This is a genomic window from Solibacillus sp. FSL K6-1781 (genome assembly GCF_038630735.1).
GTDB classification, from domain to species: Bacteria; Bacillota; Bacilli; order Bacillales_A; family Planococcaceae; genus Solibacillus; species Solibacillus silvestris.
Map to the genome: position 1 here is coordinate 2,072,523 of NZ_CP152038.1, position 20,375 is coordinate 2,092,897.

General features: G+C 37.3%; 16 protein-coding genes and 1 riboswitch. Of the genes, 2 read left to right on the plus strand and 14 right to left on the minus strand.

Annotated elements, in window-relative coordinates; translation table 11 throughout:
* Nucleotide 1 precedes the first annotated feature (1 nt).
* Entirely contained in the window at nt 2-1,114 is a 1,113-nt protein-coding gene (locus MHH37_RS10235) for a toxic anion resistance protein (RefSeq protein ID WP_342572760.1), read from the plus strand.
* 49 nt (nt 1,115-1,163) lie between these two features.
* On the opposite strand, the gene MHH37_RS10240 is transcribed toward MHH37_RS10235, so the two are convergent.
* The 10 genes from MHH37_RS10240 to dapF form a co-directional block, all read right to left on the minus strand.
* Entirely contained in the window at nt 1,164-1,361 is a 198-nt protein-coding gene (locus MHH37_RS10240) for a DUF6501 family protein (RefSeq protein ID WP_008407253.1), read from the minus strand.
* Nucleotides 1,362-1,700: 339 nt separating this feature from the next.
* Nucleotides 1,701-2,435: an amino acid ABC transporter ATP-binding protein gene (locus MHH37_RS10245; protein ID WP_342572763.1), complete on the minus strand. Its 735-nt coding sequence runs from the start codon at nt 2,433-2,435 to the stop codon at nt 1,701-1,703.
* 1 nt (nt 2,436) lies between these two features.
* Nucleotides 2,437-3,183, minus strand: a complete 747-nt coding sequence (locus MHH37_RS10250) for an amino acid ABC transporter permease (protein ID WP_342572765.1) — start codon at nt 3,181-3,183, stop codon at nt 2,437-2,439.
* A gap of 124 nt (nt 3,184-3,307) precedes the next feature.
* Nucleotides 3,308-4,144: a transporter substrate-binding domain-containing protein gene (locus MHH37_RS10255; RefSeq protein WP_342572766.1), complete on the minus strand. Its 837-nt coding sequence runs from the start codon at nt 4,142-4,144 to the stop codon at nt 3,308-3,310.
* 114 nt (nt 4,145-4,258) lie between these two features.
* Nucleotides 4,259-4,446, minus strand: a riboswitch (Lysine riboswitch).
* A 145-nt stretch (nt 4,447-4,591) separates the two neighbouring features.
* Complete coding sequence (gene odhB, locus MHH37_RS10260) at nt 4,592-5,851, minus strand: 2-oxoglutarate dehydrogenase complex dihydrolipoyllysine-residue succinyltransferase (protein WP_342572768.1); 1,260 nt, start codon at nt 5,849-5,851, stop codon at nt 4,592-4,594.
* A gap of 93 nt (nt 5,852-5,944) precedes the next feature.
* The gene (locus tag MHH37_RS10265; protein ID WP_342572769.1) at nt 5,945-8,752 is read right to left on the minus strand and encodes a 2-oxoglutarate dehydrogenase E1 component; all 2,808 of its coding nucleotides are present in this window, start codon (nt 8,750-8,752) and stop codon (nt 5,945-5,947) included.
* A gap of 315 nt (nt 8,753-9,067) precedes the next feature.
* Nucleotides 9,068-10,462, minus strand: coding sequence for a HAMP domain-containing histidine kinase (locus MHH37_RS10270; RefSeq protein ID WP_014823824.1), 1,395 nt, complete (start codon nt 10,460-10,462; stop codon nt 9,068-9,070).
* 5 nt (nt 10,463-10,467) lie between these two features.
* Nucleotides 10,468-11,139, minus strand: coding sequence for a response regulator transcription factor (locus tag MHH37_RS10275; protein ID WP_008407267.1), 672 nt, complete (start codon nt 11,137-11,139; stop codon nt 10,468-10,470).
* Between the two features lie 100 nt (nt 11,140-11,239).
* The gene (locus tag MHH37_RS10280; RefSeq protein WP_342572773.1) at nt 11,240-13,252 is read right to left on the minus strand and encodes a PAS domain S-box protein; all 2,013 of its coding nucleotides are present in this window, start codon (nt 13,250-13,252) and stop codon (nt 11,240-11,242) included.
* 24 nt (nt 13,253-13,276) lie between these two features.
* The gene (dapF, locus tag MHH37_RS10285) at nt 13,277-14,239 is read right to left on the minus strand and encodes a diaminopimelate epimerase (protein WP_342572774.1); all 963 of its coding nucleotides are present in this window, start codon (nt 14,237-14,239) and stop codon (nt 13,277-13,279) included.
* Nucleotides 14,240-14,629: 390 nt separating this feature from the next.
* Between dapF and MHH37_RS10290 the strand changes: the two genes are divergently transcribed.
* On the plus strand, nt 14,630-15,178 hold the full coding sequence (locus MHH37_RS10290; RefSeq protein WP_008407274.1) for a GNAT family protein: 549 nt from the start codon (nt 14,630-14,632) through the stop codon (nt 15,176-15,178).
* A 130-nt stretch (nt 15,179-15,308) separates the two neighbouring features.
* Here the strand turns inward: MHH37_RS10290 and MHH37_RS10295 are convergent, their stop codons facing one another.
* The 4 genes from MHH37_RS10295 to MHH37_RS10310 form a co-directional block, all read right to left on the minus strand.
* The gene (locus MHH37_RS10295; RefSeq protein WP_008407275.1) at nt 15,309-16,385 is read right to left on the minus strand and encodes an undecaprenyldiphospho-muramoylpentapeptide beta-N-acetylglucosaminyltransferase; all 1,077 of its coding nucleotides are present in this window, start codon (nt 16,383-16,385) and stop codon (nt 15,309-15,311) included.
* A gap of 460 nt (nt 16,386-16,845) precedes the next feature.
* Entirely contained in the window at nt 16,846-17,661 is an 816-nt protein-coding gene (locus MHH37_RS10300) for a CAP domain-containing protein (protein ID WP_342572779.1), read from the minus strand.
* A gap of 187 nt (nt 17,662-17,848) precedes the next feature.
* Nucleotides 17,849-18,742 carry a CobW family GTP-binding protein gene (locus MHH37_RS10305; RefSeq protein ID WP_342572781.1) on the minus strand — a complete coding sequence of 298 codons (894 nt, stop codon included), beginning with the start codon at nt 18,740-18,742 and terminating at the stop codon, nt 17,849-17,851.
* A 67-nt stretch (nt 18,743-18,809) separates the two neighbouring features.
* Nucleotides 18,810-20,312, minus strand: coding sequence for a S41 family peptidase (locus MHH37_RS10310; protein WP_342572782.1), 1,503 nt, complete (start codon nt 20,310-20,312; stop codon nt 18,810-18,812).
* Nucleotides 20,313-20,375: the final 63 nt, after the last annotated feature.

Here is a 20,375-nt window from a genome sequence, read left to right on the forward strand (position 1 = left end):
AATGAATATGACAAATAATCCATTTGATGCCTTTACAGCAAGTGAAAATGTTGACTTGCAAGTAAGTAAAGAACAATTTGCGGTGAACGTTGCAAACAATGCAGCCTCACCGCTTTTCGCATCATTATCTAATGATATGAAACAACGGGCACTGCAATTAGCCCAAAATTTAGAGCCGAAAAATTATGAAACGGTTCTTTCATTTGGTTTACCTGCACAAGAAGCATTGAAAAAATTTACAACACAGATGCTGCAGTATATTCAGCGCAAAGATGTCCGGAAAGTCGGTGAAGTATTATCCGATTTAATGCAGCATTTAGAAATGATTGACCCGGATGCATTAATCGAACAGGAAAAAGGGTTCTTTGCAAAACTCTTCAGCCGACCGACTCAGTCTATTCAAGAGATTATGACCCATTACAACAAATTGAGTAAACGCATCGACCGCTTGAGCATCCAATTGGAATATAACCAAAATGCGTTATTAAACGATTACCAGTTTTTAAATAAACTATATGCAATAAATGAAGACTATTTCCAGGAAATTAATGTTTATATCGCAACATTGGAAATAAAAAAACAGCATATGCGGGATGTTGTCCTACCTTCAATGCAAAAAGAAATTGTAGAAGGACAAAATCCTTTTAAACAGCATGAATTGAAAGACATTGAAATGCAAATCGAGTGGATTGACCGCCGTATGTATGATCTGGAACTATCGCGGGAAGTGGCAATTCAATATGCACCGCAAATTCGAATGATTCAGCAGACGAATCAAATGTTAATCGAAAAAATTCAAAGTTCGATTATGACGACTATCCCTTTATGGCAGTCCCAAATTGCGATGTTATTAAATATGAACAATCAGCGTCGTGCAATACGGTCTCAGGAACGGCTAATGGATGCTTCAGAACAATTGATGCGTAAAAACGGTAAAATGCTGGAAGTGTCCAAAAAAGCGGCGAATCGCCCTGCATTATCCCATAGTGATATTGACCGGTTTAAACAGACTCAGATGCAATTACTGCACGATATTGAAGATACATTACGTGTACATGTAGAGACAGACGAAAAGCGCCATGAAATCGAGCATACAATATTAGAACAGAAATAAAAAAGGTGTGTGAAAAGCCATTATGACTTTTCTCACACCTTTTTTATTTTTAAGCGAAGTAGTCTTTGTAAAATCCGCCAACTTCACCCGTGTTGTCGATTACAAAAATGAATTCTTCTGTTTCGTTTTTCACTTCATATTCTTTACCTACTGTTAATACGTTTGATACTAAATATTTTGATGCGTCTGTATGTACACACTTTACTGTGCGAATTGTCGGTGCATCTTTCCATTTTAAATGTAGCATGTTGTTCCCTCACTTTTAACTAATATCGATACTCTCCTATTTTATATGATTTTCCTGCCAGTGGAAAGCGCGTTGTAGTAAAAATCAACTTTTCTTGTTTGTTATATAAATACATAGGCGCCGAACACATTAAAAATTGATTTAATTTATCGCTGTTTCCGGTATTTGATTGAACTACTATTCCATGTTAAACTTTCAAACAGAGGTGGAATTTATGGCATTTGGTAGTATTCCAATGTGGTTTTTCGCAATTGTAATTGCTTTTGCAATTGTATTTATTTTAATAAGCGAATGGAACTCACGAAAATAAGCTCGCATTTGACTGCGAGCTTTTTGCTATTACCTTAATGTTCGTTTTAAAAATTCTTTAGTCCGGTCATGTTTCGGATTTACAAGCAACTGTTCCGGAGGGCCTTCTTCTACGATAACCCCTTTATCCATGAAGACAATGCGGTCAGATACTTCCTTGGCAAACTCCATTTCATGTGTAACGATCAGCATTGTATTTCCTTGGTCTGCCAGGTGGCGCATTACCTTTAATACTTCCCCTACCATTTCAGGGTCAAGCGCTGATGTCGGTTCATCAAACAGCATTACATCGGGATCCATCGCTAATGCACGGGCGATTGCGACACGTTGTTTCTGTCCACCGGATAAATGTTTCGGTTTCGCATTTTTATAGGCACTCATACCGACAAGCTCCAAATATTTCATCGCATTTTGTTCTGCTTCCTCTTTTGAACGCTTCAACACTTTCATTTGGCCAACAATACAGTTATTTAGTACATCCAAATTATTGAATAAATTGAACTGCTGAAATACCATCCCTAAATGTGTACGGTACTTTTCAATTTGATGACCGTCATTTAAAATATTTTCACCGTTATAGATTATTTCTCCTGCTGTTGGTGTTTCGAGTAGATTAATGCAGCGTAACAGTGTTGATTTCCCAGAACCAGAAGAACCGATCAATGTTACGACTTCCCCTCTGTTTACCTGAAAATTCACATCTTTCAATACTTCATGATCGCCGAATTTTTTATTTAAATGGTTAATATCTATTACAACTGTCATTTTATTCACCATCCTTATCTAGCTTGTTGCCGGTAATAAGCTCCACTTTATATGAAGACGGTCCGTCCATCTTCTTCTCGAATAATAGTAAGAAACGAGTTACAGTAAATGTCATAATAAAGTACAAAATCGTTGCGATAAAGAACGCTTCGATATATTTATAGTTACTGCCTGCAATCGAGTTTGCCGTAAAGAATAGTTCCACAACCGAAATAACACTTAATACTGAAGAATCTTTAATGTTCATTACGAACTGATTCCCTGTTGCAGGTAAAATATTTCGTGCGACTTGCGGCAGGACAATATGAATCATTGTTTGCAGGTGATTCATGCCAATCGCCTGTGCTGCCTCAAATTGCCCTTTATCAATCGAAACAATACCGCCACGTACATATTCAGCCATATATGCTCCCGTATTTAAACTAATAACAACAGAAGCTGCTAAAAAGCGGTCAATATCAATGCCTAAGTATACGAGGCCATAAAACACCACCATCGCTTGAACCATCATTGGCGTTCCCCTGAAAATTTCCACATATGACGTTAATATGAAATTAAATACTTTTAAAACTATTGATTTTACATTCTTTTTACGTTGTGGAATCGTATGCATAATCCCGATAAAAAATCCAATCAGAGTTCCGCAAATTGTCCCGATAATTGCCAATAGAAGTGCAGTCCAAGCACCACGTACGAATAAATCCCAGTTGTTCGTAAACAAGTTCCATGATGATTCTAAAAATGCCATCGCCTTGTCCTCCATTTCTTTCTTTGTTTCTACTATTTATGTATGAAACCATAATTTTAATAGAAAAAGGTTGTCTTCCGTTTGCCGGCAAGACAACCTCATCAAAACTGTTAATGCGACACGATTATTGTGCTGCTGGTTGATTTGCAATTGCGTCTTCCATTAGTTGTTGACGCTCTTCTTCCGAAATTTCAGCTAAAACTTTGTTAATTTGTTCACGTAAATCTGATCCCTTTTTCAAACCTACTGCTACAGCTGTTGACGCTTCGTCTGCTTCGAAGTTTGGCTCAGGTACGATGTATTTAATATTATTCAGTGCCATTTCAGCAGAGATACCTTCTGGACGTTCTGAAACATATCCATCAATCGCACCTGACTGTAATTGCACTCGCATTGCACCAAAATCAGTTGCCGCTACTTGTTTTTGAACACCTTCGATTTGGTCGATTACATCATAATGTGTTGTCGATTGCTGACCTGTAATTTTTGCACCTGCAAAGTCAGATAACGAAGTTGCATTTGCATATGGACCGTCTTCTTTTACAACAATGACATAGTCACTTGTGTAATAGTTCTCTGTGAAATCAATTACTTCCTTACGTTCAGGCATTGGTGACATACCTGCAATTACCAGATCAATGGCACCTGATTGTAATGATGGAATTAAGCCATCCCAGTCTGTTTTGACAATTTGTAATTCCATGTCCAGACCTTCTGCAATTTTTTTCGCAATTTCCACATCATAGCCTGCTGCAAATTCCTTTGAACTTGCAATTTGAACTCCGCCATTGGCATCATCTTTTTGTGACCAGTTAAAAGGGGCATACGCTGCTTCCATACCAATTTTAATAACTTTCTTGTCTGAATCAGAACCGCTTGTAGTACCTTCATCGCTTGAACCACACGCTGCTAACAATAGCATTGTCATGGCAGTCAATAAAATTAATAGTCTTTTTTTCATAGAAAATATCTCCTTTTTTGTTAAATTTCGGGGTTCACGTATACAAAAAACGACCTAAAAGAAGAACTTTAGGTCGTTTAAATTATAATTAGCCCGAATCCTCTACAGTTCCCATTTTGAGATAGCACAACTCAACCATCAGGGATATAGATGATTGAGACAGTTCTGCAATTGTTCACTGCAGACCCAGCATTGTAAAATTGAGCATTTACAACACTTCGGCGATATTTCCTTCTCTTATATTTCACAGCCAGCTCATGGCTCCATATAAAACTGTTAAGTATCGCGCCTCTACCTCACGAGAATGTGAGGTTTTAATATGAAATTGATATGTTTATATTACATTATTGCGACATTTCCGTCAACAATCATTTTTCTGAAAGTTATCTGTAAAAAAAAGCTAATGCGCAATATATTACATATTGCGCATTAGCATAGAAGATACTATTAAGAATTTAATAATAAATCTTCTGGGTTTTCGATCATTTCTTTAACTGTTTTTAAGAAGCCAACAGAATCTTTACCATCGATGATACGGTGGTCATAAGATAATGCTACATACATCATTGGACGAATTTGAACTTCACCATTAACAGCTACTGGACGGTTTACGATTGAGTGCATACCTAAAATACCAGCTTGAGTACCGTTCATGATCGGTGTAGACATTAATGAACCGAATACACCACCGTTAGTGATTGTGAATGATCCGCCAGCCATGTCGTTTAATCCTAATTTTTTGTCGCGTGCTTTACCAGCTAATTCCGCAATGTTTTTCTCGATTTCAGCAAAGTTTTTCGCATTTGCATCACGAACTACTGGTACTACTAAACCTTCTTCTGTTGATACAGCAATACCGATATCGAAGAAGTTGTTTAAGTGAATTTCATCACCGTTAATTTGTGCATTTACATATGGATATTTCTTTAATGCTGCTACTACAGCTTTTGTAAAGAATGACATGAAGCCTAATTTAATATCGTTAGCTTTCACGAACTCATCTTGTTTACGCTTACGTAATGCCATAATGTTCGTCATATCAATTTCGTTGAAAGTAGTTAACATTGCAGTTGATTGTTTAACTTCTAATAAACGTTTTGCAATTGTTTGACGACGACGGCTCATTTTTTCAACTGTTACACGGTCTGTATCAGCTGCTGGTGTAAAGATCATTGGACCATTGCCTGCTGCTGGAGCTGGGGCTGCTGCTGGAGCCGCTGGAGCTGTACCATGTGCTGCAACGTCTTGTACACGTACACGACCTTGTGGATCAACTGGTGAAATTGCTGCTAAGTCGATACCTTTTTCACGAGCTAATTTACGTGCTGCTGGTGAAGCGATTACACGCTCACCTGAAGTTTCTTCAACTGCAACTGGTGCTGGTGCTGGTGCTGCTGCTTTAGGAGCTTCTTCTTTTGCTGGAGCTGCTGCTGGAGCTTCTTCTTTTGCAGCTGGTGCTGGTGCTGCGCCTTCGCCTGCTTCAACTACTGCGATTACTTGTCCAACTAATACAGTATCGCCTTCTTCAGCTAAAATTTGTTTTAAAACGCCTGCTTCTTCAGAGATAATTTCAGCATTAACTTTATCAGTTTCTAACTCAACGATGAATTCGCCTTTTTCTACGCGATCTCCAACTTTTTTCACCCATTGGGCAATTGTTCCTTCAGTAATTGATTCTGCTAATTCAGGGACTTTAATTTCAGCCACGTTCATATCCTCCTTTAATTACGCTACACATTCATTGTATAGCAAGCCACTTCTATTTTAAATAGAAGCAGCTCTTTTTAAACAAATCATTTATTACTTTTCAAGTGCTTCGTTCACTAATTTAGCTTGTGCTGCTTTATGTGAATCGCCATCGCCTTCAGAAGTAGAGCTCATTGCAGGACGTCCTACATAGCGTACTTTTTTGCCTTCAGCGATATCATATAATGTTTCAAGAACATATGTCCATGAACCTTGGTTTTTTGGTTCTTCTTGTACCCAAACGATTTCTTTAACATTCGGGAAGCGAGCGATAATATCTTTCACTTGTTGTGCAGGGAATGGGTAAATTTGTTCCACACGAATAATGTGTAAGTGATCAAGCCCTTCGCCATCTTTCACACGTTCTGCTAAATCGATCATTACTTTACCTGTACCAAGTACTACTTTTTCAACCGCTTCTGTGTTTTTGCCTAAACCTTCTTGCTCGATCACTTCCTGGAAGCGACCATTTGCAAGTTGTTCAGCAGTAGCTGCAGCAAGTGGATGACGTAAAAGTGATTTTGGAGAAACCACTACTAATGGACGTACACCTTCTGTACCTAATAAAGCAGCTTGACGGCGTAATAAGTGGTAGTAGTTTCCTGCATTTGAACAGTTTGCTACGAACCAGTTATTTTCTGCAGATAATTGCAGGAATCGTTCCATACGGCTTGATGAGTGCTCTGGACCTTGACCTTCATAACCATGTGGTAAAAGAAGTACGAATCCAGATTTTTGACCCCATTTAGCGCGGGCACTTGAGATGAAGTTATCAAACATTACTTGCGCCATGTTTGCAAAGTCACCGAATTGTGCTTCCCATACAGTTAGTACATTTTGGTTTTCTAAATTGTAACCATATTCAAAACCTACTACACCTGCTTCTGTTAGTGGTGAGTTGTAAACTGTGAATGAAGCCTTTGCACCTTCAATATGATGTAATGGTGTAAATTCAGCACCGTTATTTTTATCATGTAATACTAAGTGACGTTGAGAGAACGTACCACGCTGTGCATCCTGACCAGTGAAACGAACCGGTGTGCCATCTTGCGTAATTGTTGCATATGCTAATGTTTCAGCATGACCCCAGTCAATTTTACCTTCAGTAAACGCATCACGACGTTTTGCTAAAATTTTACCTAACTTGTTTTGCGGCTCAAAACCATCTGCAAAGACAAGTAAATCTTCATTTACTTTAGCTAAACGCTCAGCATCTACTTTAGTATCAATTTCAGGGAATTCGATTTTTAGTTCTTCCGGCATATTAGGCGTTACATGCTCGTCTTTTTCTGCCATTTCTTTAACATGATCATACGCAGCTTGCATTTCCGCATAAATAGCAGTATCTATAGCTTTTACTTCATCAGCAGATAAAATGCCGGCTTCTGCTAGTTCAGCACCATACAATGCACGAATCGGTTCATGTTTTGATACTAATTTATATGTTTCAGGGTTTGTTACTGTCGGATCATCCGTTTCATTATGACCGTAACGGCGGTAACCGATTAAATCGATAACGATATCCTTTTTAAATTTCGCACGGTATTCCGCTACAAAGCGACCAACAGCTGCCACTGTTTCAGGGCTGTCAGCATTTACATGAATAACCGGAATATCATAGCCTTTTGCAGGGTCAGATGAATAAATAGATGAACGTGAATCATGTAACTCAGTCGTGAAACCGATCATGTTGTTCGCGATAATCTGAACTGTACCACCTGTTGTAAATCCTTCTGTTTGAGAGAAGTTGAATCCTTCTGTTACAATCCCTTGACCAGCGAATGCCGCGTCACCATGTAAAATGATACCGAATGCTTTTGATGGATCATGTTTAGCTGTTCCTGCTGCATAAACATCATCTTGAGCTGCACGAACAGAACCGATTACAAGCGGGTTCCCTACTTCTAAGTGTGATGGGTTATAGGCTAATTTAACGTTCAATCCAGAATCATGAGTGTAAGATGCACCCATATGGTATTTAACGTCTCCAGTCCAGCCTTTTGTAATTTCTAATTTACCATCTTCAGGGAAGAATAGATCATTTGAAACATGGGCGAAATCAGAGAACATCATATCGTATGGTTTGTTTAATACGTGTGTTAATACGTTTAAACGTCCACGGTGGGCCATACCAATTCGAACATTTTTTACACCTTTAGTTTCAGATGATTTAATAATTTCATCTAAAAGGATGATTTGTGTGTCTAAACCTTCTCCAGAGAAACGTTTTTGACCAACAAATGTTTTATGAATGAATTTTTCAAAGTTTTCAATGCGTGTTAATCGCTCTAAAACTGCTTTCTTTTCTTCAGGTGATAACGTTGCTTTAAACGCTCCGCCTTCAACTTGAGCTTCGATCCAAGCACGTTCTTCCGGATTTTGTAAATGTGCAACTTCTACACCTATTTTATCTGTATATACAGATTTTAAATAATCAATTGCTTCCTTACCGTTTGTAACACCTGCAGGAACATTTGCAAAAAATACTGATGCAGGAATAGCTTGAAGATCAGCCGCTGTTAAATTGAATACGCTTTCTTCAATGCGTGAAGTGTCTAATTGACGATTTTTTAGTGGGTATAAATCTGCTGCTAAATGGCCGTATTCACGAATTGATTCTGCCAATTTAACTGCTGCTAATACTTTTTTGTAGTCTCCAGTACCTGTTACTGCTGCAGTTGCAACCGGTTGTTGACCATCTGCAAATACAGGACCACCGTATGCTTGGAATAATTCTACTAGTTCCGGTTCTACTTCTTCAGGAGATTGCAGGAATAAGTCATATTGCTCTAATACATAACCTAAGTTAGGACCAGAAAACGCTGACCATGGAGAACCTGCAGGTAATACATTGTTCGACATGAAAATAACCTCCAAATTTTGCCTTATGGCTGTTCCAATAATTTACTTAAAAAAGGATAATATTGTATATTACAATACAAAAATTCCCTTCTTTTGTAAGTAGATAAATTAAGTATTCTCTTTTTATCTACCAAATCAAAGCAAATAATATTTTATCATTCTTCCACACGGACTAAAAGCACATTTATAAACGTCGGAAGAACATTTTTTCCATCTCAATCTTACTACTCTTCACAAAAAATACAACTCTTTTTATCAAATTAAGCAATTTTTTTCGTGAACTATTGAAATAGTAATTAGATTGACTAAAATTATTCATTTTTTAAGAAGTTTTAGGTAAAAAAAGGTACCTTTCTGCAATTTACTTTCTACATCAATTTCCACTTCATATTTATCTGCAAGCATTTTTGTAATACTCAATCCAAGTCCAGTACCTGCAACTTTGTTTGTACGTGATGCATCCACCCGGTAAAACCGGTCGAAAATATGCGGTAAATGCTGTTCTGAGATACCGATCCCATTGTCTTCTAACGTAACTAAGATTGACGATTGTGAATCATTATAATTGATATTCACATTAAGATTCGGAACATTGCTATTATATCGTATACTATTACTCAAAATATTTCTAAAGATTTGCGCTAGGGCATGCTCAGTAATGGAGGCTGCCGATTTTTCGCCAGTAACTGTCAGGTGAAATTCAGCGGCAGGATACAGCTGCAATAATTCTTCTTTTACTTGTTCGTATACTTGTTCTATATCAGCATAAGCATGTTCATCCGCTTGCTCCCTGCGTGCCAATTGTAACAGTTCTTCAATCATTTTTCTCATACGTGCAATTTCAGTAATAGAAGTATTTAATGATTCTTCCATTACTTCCGGTTCATCTTTACCCCATCGTTTGATTAATGATAAATGGCCTTCAATTACTTGAATCGGTGTTCGCAGTTCATGCGAGGCGTCTGCAACAAATTGCTGTTGCTTTGTAAATGAAATTTCAAGTTCATTCATTAATGTACGGTACATATGAAGTAAATCGCCAATCTCATCTTTTGCCGCATAATCAAATTTAGGCTGTGCAGTAAAACCGTTTTTTCTGACAAAGCTCATTGCGTCCCGTAACTGGACAAGCGGTTTCATTAACATATTTGCCAAGTAGTAGCTGATCATAACCGAAAATAAAATGGCACCAAAACCAATAATAAAAATCGTCGTCAAAATATAATTCATCATCGATTGAAATGCTGCCAACGGATGAATTAATTGCATAATCCCTTGAAATTGTCCGATTTGAACGACTCGGTGGATGACATAGCTTTCGGATCCTGCAATCGTCTGTTTTTCGATCATCGTCGAAAAATAGTTTTGATTTTGTGGCAGCTGTGCAGCCGGTGCCGCATCATTAATTCGCATTACTTCAATACCATCCAAATTAAATACGCGTACCGTTTGTTCCTGATTTAAAATGGCTTTCATCAAAGCCGTGTTATTTTGCAGTGCCTGTACTGTAACAGTGTTGCCCTGCGATTCAAAATAGGTTGTCATATCATCGACCGTCCGCAATGCATTTTTCTCTTCATTATGAATAAGCCAAGTTTGCAAAGCGATATACAGTACGACAGATATTAGGGCATAGCTTACAAAGATCGTTACACCTACCGCAAGCATCCACTTTGATTTTAAAGAAAGGTTCAAAAGTTTGTTTTTCATCATCCTCACCCGCGCATCACATAGCCAACCCCACGTACAGTTTCAATGTACGGAGTATGTTCTGTTTGCAGTTTTGTACGCAAATGGCGAATATATACATCGACTACATTAGTTTCTACCTCAGTATCAAATCCCCAAACCTCTTCTAAAATACGTTCCCGTGTACATACAAGGTTTCTGTTTTCCACAAGTAATTTCAATAGATCAAATTCTTTTCTTGTAAGTTCGATTTTATTGTTTTCAAATATTACTTCATAAGCATCGACGTCGATTTCCAACTCCCTTAAAATGAGTTGTTTAGATTTTTGGGCAGGCTGCACTCTCCTTAAGATTGAACGGATCCGTGCCAATAATTCTTCTATCGCAAAAGGCTTCACGACATAATCATCTGCTCCCGCATCCAATCCTGAAACGCGGTCCATTACTTCATCTCGTGCTGTAATAAGGAGAATCGGTACATTGCTTGTTTTTCGTATTCTTCTACATACTTCAATCCCGTTTAATTGCGGCAGCATTACATCGAGCAAAATACAGTCGAATTGTTCACTTTCAGCCAATTCCAGACCAGTTCTCCCATCATATGCAACAACCGTTTCAAATTGCTCGTGCTTAAGCTCCAGTTCAAGGAAACGTGCTATATTTTTTTCGTCTTCGATTATTAAAATCTTCTTTTTCATCAGCTTCCCTCTCTATCAGCAATATATATCATAATTAGTGTACCATTTGTATTTTACAAAAAAAAAGAATACGGAGTATGTTTCCGTATTCTTGCAAGTGCTAATTGGAAGACTGCTTTGCCTTGTACAATGCTTGATCCGCTAAATCGATAAGAACATCTAAACTTATACTGTGTTTTGGATAAATCGAAATCCCCATTGAGGCTGTAGGTGAAAAATGGCTACCTCTAATCAACCATCCGATTTGCAGATTTTCTTTAATCCTGTCCATAATGTGAACAAGTTGGACGGAGCGTTCTTTTTCGAAGATGGACAACCCAGTTAAAACAATGAGAAATTCGTCACCACCCAGCCTTATAACAAGGTCTTCATTTCGTACACTGCGAACGAGCGAATTCCCGAATTGAATTAAAAACTCATCCCCAACATCATGTCCGTATATATCATTTACTTCTTTAAAATTATCTCCGTCAAGATATAAAATTGCCAGGCAAGTACCTGTCTCGTCAGCTTCCTTTTTAAGGAGCGGAAATTCCTTGTACAGTTTCCTGCGATTACCGAGCTGCGTCAAACTATCATGATAGGCTAAATAAGTTAATTTATCTTCCAGTTCCTTGCGCTCGGTAATTTCTCTTGAAACCATGACAATTTCCGTAATTTCATGATGTGACAAAGCGAACGTTAGCGTATAATTCCCTTCCGTCCAAATCGTACTATTATCTTTTTTATACAAAAGCAATTCAATTTTTTGTTCTTGTATTACATCAACCGTTTCCGGGTTTAATGCTTCATGCCACAGTTTAACACTTTCCGGCTTCAGCAATCGATCGTACGGTAAACCGATAAGCTCTTCTTCCCGGTAGCCAAGTTTCCTTGAATAGGAAGGTGAAGCATATTTAATTTTGCCGTAGCGGTCTGTTACGATAATAAAATCATTTGTGTTTTCAGTAATGGCTCTGAAATTTCGTTCAATTATATATAGCTCTGACATTAATTGTTTTTCAGATGAAATATTATATTGAACCATTAAAAACTGCTCCACTTCCCCTAGTTCATTTTTCAGGGGAATCATAGTAGAGTCCACCCAATATATCTCACCATTCTTTTTACGATTGCACACTTCCTCACGCCAGATTTCTTCTTTACTTACTTTTTGCCAAAAACTCATCGAAGTTGAATCGGGTAGATACGTTGAGTGAAGAATATGATGCGGTTTACCAATTAATTCATCATGCGTATAGCCTGTATTTTCAATAACCCGCTCATTAATATCGATTATATTTCCATCTACATCTGTAAATATAACGTCAGCTAATGAATTAATCGCATTTTTGAACATTTCCAGACCGTGTGAAGCTGTGCGTAATGCCTGTCCTTGTTTAATAAATTCCGTAATTTCCTGCAATATGATAAATACCGCGATATTTTCACCATTGCTTGTCAGCGAGGAAAAAGAAGCAGTAAAACAACGCCGCTCATTATGTTTATCGATGAAAAACAGCATTTTCGATTGAACATTTTCTCCCAGCCTTGCCCGTTTTATATAACTTTTCAATTTTTTTGCCGTTTTTCTTTCTATAAAAGGCATGTCTAACATAGAGATCCCGGAAGCATCTTCCATTTGAATATTAAACTCTTCCAAAAATGTCGGATTTGCTTCAAGTAATTGCAGATCATTGGAAACTAATATCGTGGATAAAAATGAATTAGAAAATATGGAACGCATAAATAAATATTTATCTTCTAAATCAAGGCTCATCGATACTTCTTTCGTCATGGCCAAAATATAATTTTTCCCGTCTTGTATTACTGGAATAGTTGTCGTTCTTTGTTTTCGAACATTCATTTTTCCATAAGTAAAATCTTCAAATTCAACTTGTCTGTTTTGTTCGATTGTTAAATCATAATAGTGAATAATCGTCTTTGCTAAATGGGACGGGATTACCTGTTCGATCGTTTTGCCGCAGGGATTCGTATTAATCAGATTTACTGCAGCATCGTTGACAAAAATATAACGATACTTTCCATTTATTTTTTCCATGAAGAATACAGCATCATTACTATTTTTGAATAACAAATTCAATAAATCCATTGAATAAATGGAACTCATCATCCTTGTCCCCCCACTATCTGATGTTTAAAGAAAGCTTTCTATTTTATCTTTCACAAAAAGTTTGCATTTCTCATATTGAATTTGCTCTTCTGCTAGTTGAAAATGCACCAATTGAATTTTTTCGTCTTGAAGGTCATATTCATAATCCCCAAGTACCGTTGCATTTCCGATCAGTGCCAATTCCCAGCTGTCACCGCAGTTCTTAACTTCACACTGAACAAAACCTCCGGGATTATAGACGGTTACTTTACTGTTTGTAATAAATCCTTCAATAGAAGCAATTAGGGCAGAGGCAGTCATTGCCGTACCACAGGCATTTGTAAAGCCTACGCCCCGTTCAAAAGTTCGGACGAATATTTCATCAGGAGATAACGGCTGGACATAGCTGACATTCACTCCATCCGGACAATATTCATTTTCACTGTTCAAATAGGCAGCGAGCTGTTCTTGGTGTAACGTATTTTCCATATATTTATGATCAACGATTCCGATTAGATGCGGATTTGGTACAGATATCGCTGTAAAAGGAATATCCATTGAAAAAGCAGGAATAATTTCATGGCGCAATTGTTGTCTATTTTCTACCTTCATTGGCAATGATACTAATTCAAATGAAATGGGTGAGATTTCTACAGAATAGGTAGGTAGTTGTTCAAAAATGGATGCTTCTCGTTTTACTTTCAGACAGGCATGCATTGTTTCGATAACCGCTTCATCTACATTTAATTTTTCGCAAACATACCGCGCGACACAGCGTAACCCATTCCCGCACATCGAAGCTTCCGAGCCGTCCGCATTAATGACACGCATTTTTGCATCTGCAACTGAAGATGGGAGCACGATTAATAAGCCATCCGCTCCCCCATCATTGGAGTGATGACATAGCTGTTTCGCGATATTCACAAAATTAAATTGTTCATCATATAATGCTTCGTATAAATAAAATGTATTTCCAGAACCATGAACTTTCTTTAGTTGGATACTCATATTTTACGCCTCCGCGTTCTCTCTTATTTTATTATATTATACTTTTAAAAAATTCATCTTGTCATTAATAGTTTTTATTTACGCATTATTCTGAATATATCGACTTTTAGCAGAAAAAAATGTTTTTTTCGAGCTTGAAAGTTGCGGCAAGAGAATATATTATAATAAACTGTAGATATATTTCTTATTTCGATATTGTTATTAATTGTCTAGGATAGAGCGAGACATACGAATTATGCATAATAGTTTAACGTCAAATTCTTTTAGGTAAGATCAAGCTCGAAATGACTACTGCCTTATGATAAAGAACCTTTTAGCATTAGAAGATTATTTGCACCATTTCTTTAACAACAGGCTCTACCATTTTCTTCTTAAAAGGAGGCGTTTCACATGTTAAAACAGAGAGAACTTCATGAAACAGCAGAATTATACGAATTATTACGTCATCCGTCTGTGTTTCCATTCGTACGTCAGAAAGCGACTTCAGCAGAAGAGTACTTATTTATGACTAAACAATTGATAGAAGAAGAACAAAACGGATTAACGATTTCACGTACAATTGTAGATGATTGGGGTGCTCCAATCGGAACAATCAGTATTTTTGATATCCAAGATGGCGCCGGCTTCTTAGGAACATGGATCGGCAAACCATATCAAGGCATCGGTTATAATCAGAAAGCGAAATTAGCGTTTTTAAATGAACTATTTTTCGACTATGATTTCCATACCGTTTTCTTACGCATCCGGGAAGAAAATGCACGCTCACAAGCAGCCGCGTTGAAATTACCTTATGTAGTAGATGCCGAGCAAACAAATCCGTCTCTTTACAATGAAATTAATCAAGGTGTTAATAAATTCCGTCTTTTTAAAATTCCTAAAGATCTGTTCTATTTAACAACTGCCAATACGCTCGAGCAAGCAGAAGAACAGGCAATGTAAAAAGGAAACTTGCATTTGTGACGTGAACATCATCTTTACGCTTATATGATAAAGGCGTCATAAATATTCCTGAAACGAAACAAGGGGCTACCTTAAAAGTATGAACTTTTAGGTAACCCCTTTTTATTGATTATTTTTCATATTGAGTAATTAAGGCAACCATTTCTTTCGGAGTTTTCGGATGTTCGACTTCGAGCATCTGATCAATCATTTCTTCCGCTTTCTGTTCAAGCATTTGAATTGCTTGCATGAATGATTCTTTTGTCAATTTTTCCTCGTCCAATACATGTGCAAAGCCTTGTTTTTTAAACAAGTTGGCATTTAATATCTGATCACCACGGCTTTTTGCTGCAGAAAGAGGAATGAGCAGCATCGGTTTATGCAACGCCAAAAATTCGAAAATCGAGTTTGAACCAGCACGCGATACAACAAAATCGGTTGCATACAGTAAATCCGGCAATTCTGTTGTCACATATTCAAACTGACAGTATCCTTGCAGATTTTCCAATTTTTTGTCAGCGTTCCCTTTACCGCACAAATGGATAATCTGATACTTCTCTAATAGTGATGACAAATTTTCACGAAGCGCATCATTAATAATAACGGAACCTAAGCTTCCACCCATGACAAGCAGTACTTTTTTTTCGGCTGTAAATCCACATAACGCCAAGCCACGCTCACGATTTCCTTCAAATAGCTGCTGACGGATTATCGAACCAGTGCAAGTTGATTTGTCGTTCGGTAAATGTTTCATCGTTTCTTTGAAAACCGTAAAGATATGGGACGCGAATGGCAGTGAAATTTTATTAGCTAAGCCAGGTGTCACATCCGATTCATGGACAACAACCGGAATATTTGCCAATTTTGCCGCAATAACGACTGGCACTGAGACAAAGCCACCTTTAGAAAAAATTACAGTCGGCTTAATTTTTTTGATGATCGAAAAGGCTTGTGTAACACCTGCCATCACTTTAAACGGATCTGTAAAATTCTGTACTGAAAAGTATCGGCGCAACTTTCCGCTCGAAATACTGTGATAAGGCAATGAAGGAAACGCATTTGTAATAAGCTCTTTTTCAATCCCGTCATGAGAGCCTATATAATGCACATTATACCCCGCTTCCTGCAATGAAGGGATAATCGCTTCATTTAATGATACGTGACCGGCCGTACCCCCGCCTGTTAAAATAATTGTTTTTTCGTTCATAAATTTCTCCTAACAAAGCAAATGTCATTGCATCTATTTTATGCAACAAGACATTTCAACATGCTTCGATATATATCTTATTTATTTGATGTAACATTTTATTTTCAATGTTTATTTTTACTACTCTTTTTATAGTTCCTTTTATATTATTTAATATTTGTTCCTGTTTTGTTATTCTAAAAAAATAATTTTACTGTTTATCACTTCTATTCATGCGAATTATACACCTTTTTTTATAAGGCTTTTAAAAGTATACCGTATATTGTAGCACATTTTGGCACTTTATAAAGCATTTCTCTAAAAATGGGTGTTTTCACATACAAAATTATAAAGGCCAAAAGAAATAATAAATTTCCCTAAGAATATTTCTATTGTTTTAAGTATTCGCTCAGTAATAAAATAATACCTGAAATAAAAAAACTACCCTTCTCATGTTGAAAAGGATAGTATCTTCATCAAATTACTTTTTTATAAATTGTTGCGTCCAGATATTACCGTCCTTCACATAGCCAACACCAATGTGAGTGAAGTCTTTATTTAAAATATTAGCGCGGTGACCTTCAGAGTTCATCCATGCTTGTACAACTTCTTCCGGTGTTCTTTGGCCTTTGGCGATGTTTTCACCAGCTGATTTATAAGCAATGCCCAATGCTTTTAAGCGGTCAAACGGGCTGCCGAATGTTGGTGAAGTATGTGAGAAGTAATTTTTATCTTTCATATCCTGAGATTTTTCACGTGCCGCTGCCATTAATGGGCGGTCAATTTGTAGTGCACTTAAACCATTTTTAGCACGTTCTGCATTTGTTAATGCAACAACTTTTTCTTCAATCGCTAAAATTTGATCTGTAGCTGTCGATTCTTTTTGTTCTTGAACTGGAGCCTGTTCAGTTTTAGGTTGTGTTGAAGGTGTTTGTGACTGTGTATCAGTCGTTGTTGGAGCAACAACTTTTGGATTTTCGTTGTTTACTACGTTTGTTGGCTCTTTTTCTACTTTCTTGTTAACCTCTTTAGAAGACTCTTTGCTGACATCTTCTGTTGAAGCCGGTTTTTTAACTGTATTTGTCGACACTTCCTGTTTAACGATTGCCCCTTTTTGAGGTGTCGTTTTTACAAGTTTAAAGTAATTATTAAGCTTTATTTTATAGTTATATGTTGATTGAACATGATTAGTTGTTGTTGATTTGCCCCCTTCAATTGCATTTGAGCTTGCATTAGCAACGGGTGCTTGAGTTGCAAAAAGTATTACTGCACAAAATGGTAGAACTAATTTTTTCATTTTGTACGCCTCCTTTCGTGATTTCATCGTAAATGAAAAAACGGAAAAAAAAAGGCCTATAAATTGGTAAACTGTCCATCTACCAACTTATTAGCCTTAAAATCTTATATTTTACTCATAATTTGCGATAAATTTATCCAATTTCCTCAAACATTTCATCTGAAAAGCTATTGACATATTATGATAGTTAGATAATTTCCAGAGTGTTAATGTTCTCCCCAATGATGACTAAATTCGGTTCCATTTTAATATATTCCGGCAGCCATTGGACCATTCCGTAAGCATACTGGAACAGCATTGGATTTTTTATTCCCTCAATCGGAACATAGCCTTTCATACGATAAACGGTATCCGGTAATGAGCGAACCCAGTTTTCAAACTGTTCCTGTGTAAAGCTTGTATCAAATCGTATAAGTCGCGAGCCTAAATTGAAGCTTTCGCCAATACGTGCTGTCACAATATCATCTTTGGATACACGGGCAGTTGACTGGATATTTTGCAATAACTTTAATGGAACACGGCCATTTGTTGTTTGGAGGATGAATGCCTTTGCATTAAATCCTTGCAATTCATAGACAACTTGCGCTTGTTCCGATTCCGTTAGTAAGTCCGTTTTATTTGCCAGTAACAGATGAGCATGACGAATTTGTTCCATAAAAAGAGAACGTACTTGTGGAGTAAGGTTTGATCTGTCCAACCATAACCGACTGTCCGCCACCGTCACAATTCCTTTAATATTCAACTTATCCGCAAATAAAGGCGAATAAACCGCATCCAGTGCTTCTACAGGGTGTGCAGCGCCTGTTGTTTCTATTATAAGGACATCAAATTCCTGATCGTGTAAAAGGGACTGGATTTGCGCTTCTGTTTTTTCTGCTCCACTGCAGCAAATACAGCCTTCCAACATTTCCTTCAATGGCACATCCTCTTCTACCGCCTGTGAATCAAATGGAAGCTTGCCTAATTCGTTCATAATAACAGCAGGCTTTAAGTTGTCCTCCTTCAACTGGCGAATGACATCAGTTAACATGGACGTTTTGCCGCTCCCTAAAAATCCGCTAAATAAATATACATCCTTCATAAGTTCACTTCCTATAATAATGGGCTGGCAATAAAGTGTTTTTCACTTTTTACCAGCCCGCGTTTTTTTATTCGTTTGTCGTTTCTTCAGGTTTAATATCCAATAACTCTTTCGCCTTTAAGATTTGAGGATCTTCTGTTTTTAGCTTTTCGCTAATTGCATCCATTAAGGCATATGTTGTTTCACCTGTTAAAATACCCGTAACTTCTAATTCATTATCTTGCTGATATGCTTTTAATGCAGCTTCAGTTGCTCCATCAAATTGTGTATCAACTTTACCTGGCTCATATCCCAATACTTCCAAAATACGTTCAGCAGTTTTGATGGAAGCATGATTTGCTTCTTTTTCATATTGCTGGCTCGGATCGATATAAGGTAAAGAAGCATAATCCGGGTAGTCAACTTTTACATCTGGTGCAATTCCTTTTTCATTCACCCAATTGCCGTCTGGAGTTAACCATTTACCTGTTGTGAATTTTAAGTTTGCCCCATCTTCCATATAAATGATTTCCTGCATTGTCCCTTTACCAAAGGAATTCAATCCAACAATTTGGGCACCTGCAGATTCTTTTAGTGCACCTGCTAAAATTTCAGAAGCAGAAGCACTTCCTTCATCGATTAATACTGTTATCGGAAGATTATACTTAGAACGATTATCCGCAGTCACGATTTGAGGTGCTGCATCTCGTTCTTGAATTTGAACGATTGTTTTTCCTTCCTCAACAAACAAGTTTGAAATGTCGATTGCCGCCTTTAAATAGCCGCCTGGATTTTGACGAACATCTAAAACAATCCCTTTCATCCCTTGTTTTTCATATTCAATTAGCAACTTTTCCAGTTCTACTGCTGTGTTTTCACTGAAAGAAGTGATTTGGAAGTGTGCAATTCCTTCTTCATCAATATCGCCATAAACCGTTTCTACCGGGATATCATCACGCACGATCGTCATATCAAAGCTCTCAGCATCTCCGCGTTGAATTGTCAAAGTGACTTCAGAACCTTTTTCACCACGAATCAGTAACACAGCTTCTGTAGAGCTCATGCCTTTGACGCTTTTCCCGTCAACCGCCAATACCATATCTTTCGGTTGTAAACCGGCTTTTTCGGCAGGCGTATTTTTAATTGGAGAAACAATCATTATATAACCATTTCGTTCTTGAATTTCCGCACCAATTCCTTGAAAACTAGAAGACAGGCTTTCATTAAATGAACTTGCCTCATCTTTATTCATATAATCAGAATAAGGGTCTCCCAATGCATCAAACATCCCGTTGATTGCACCATATACCACTTCTTCTTCATTTATGTCTTCATAATATTTTTGCTGAAGTGCATCATACGCATCATATAGTTTTTTGAATTCCGCCCGTTCCACCGGTTCTTTAACTTCTACAACTTTGTTTTCACCGAAAGTTAACGCAAAAATTGTTAAACCGGCTGTACATAAAATTGTCAGGAAAATGACCATTATGAATGCAAATGGTTTCATGCGTAAATATTTTCCTGCAGGTTTAGTAATTTGCTCTTCGTTTAAACCGTTTTGATCCTCATCTCTTTTTTGTTCATCCATTTCAATTTCACCACTCTCATTTTTACACTGTCTGATGTCACACTATACCAATAATATCAGTTT

Excerpts from the sequence above, each read along its gene's own strand:
- MHH37_RS10235 (WP_342572760.1), top strand. The coding sequence starts at position 2 with ATGAATATGACAAATAATCCATTTGATGCCTTTACAGCAAGTGAAAAT.
- MHH37_RS10240 (WP_008407253.1), bottom strand. The coding sequence starts at position 1,361 with ATGCTACATTTAAAATGGAAAGATGCACCGACAATTCGCACAGTAAAG.
- MHH37_RS10245 (WP_342572763.1), bottom strand. The coding sequence starts at position 2,435 with ATGACAGTTGTAATAGATATTAACCATTTAAATAAAAAATTCGGCGAT.
- MHH37_RS10250 (WP_342572765.1), bottom strand. The coding sequence starts at position 3,183 with ATGGCATTTTTAGAATCATCATGGAACTTGTTTACGAACAACTGGGAT.
- MHH37_RS10255 (WP_342572766.1), bottom strand. The coding sequence starts at position 4,144 with ATGAAAAAAAGACTATTAATTTTATTGACTGCCATGACAATGCTATTG.
- MHH37_RS10265 (WP_342572769.1), bottom strand. The coding sequence starts at position 8,752 with ATGTCGAACAATGTATTACCTGCAGGTTCTCCATGGTCAGCGTTTTCT.
- MHH37_RS10270 (WP_014823824.1), bottom strand. The coding sequence starts at position 10,462 with ATGAAAAACAAACTTTTGAACCTTTCTTTAAAATCAAAGTGGATGCTT.
- MHH37_RS10275 (WP_008407267.1), bottom strand. The coding sequence starts at position 11,139 with ATGAAAAAGAAGATTTTAATAATCGAAGACGAAAAAAATATAGCACGT.
- MHH37_RS10280 (WP_342572773.1), bottom strand. The coding sequence starts at position 13,252 with ATGATGAGTTCCATTTATTCAATGGATTTATTGAATTTGTTATTCAAA.
- dapF (WP_342572774.1), bottom strand. The coding sequence starts at position 14,239 with ATGAGTATCCAACTAAAGAAAGTTCATGGTTCTGGAAATACATTTTAT.
- MHH37_RS10290 (WP_008407274.1), top strand. The coding sequence starts at position 14,630 with ATGTTAAAACAGAGAGAACTTCATGAAACAGCAGAATTATACGAATTA.
- MHH37_RS10295 (WP_008407275.1), bottom strand. The coding sequence starts at position 16,385 with ATGAACGAAAAAACAATTATTTTAACAGGCGGGGGTACGGCCGGTCAC.
- MHH37_RS10300 (WP_342572779.1), bottom strand. The coding sequence starts at position 17,661 with ATGAAAAAATTAGTTCTACCATTTTGTGCAGTAATACTTTTTGCAACT.
- MHH37_RS10305 (WP_342572781.1), bottom strand. The coding sequence starts at position 18,742 with ATGAAGGATGTATATTTATTTAGCGGATTTTTAGGGAGCGGCAAAACG.
- MHH37_RS10310 (WP_342572782.1), bottom strand. The coding sequence starts at position 20,312 with ATGGATGAACAAAAAAGAGATGAGGATCAAAACGGTTTAAACGAAGAG.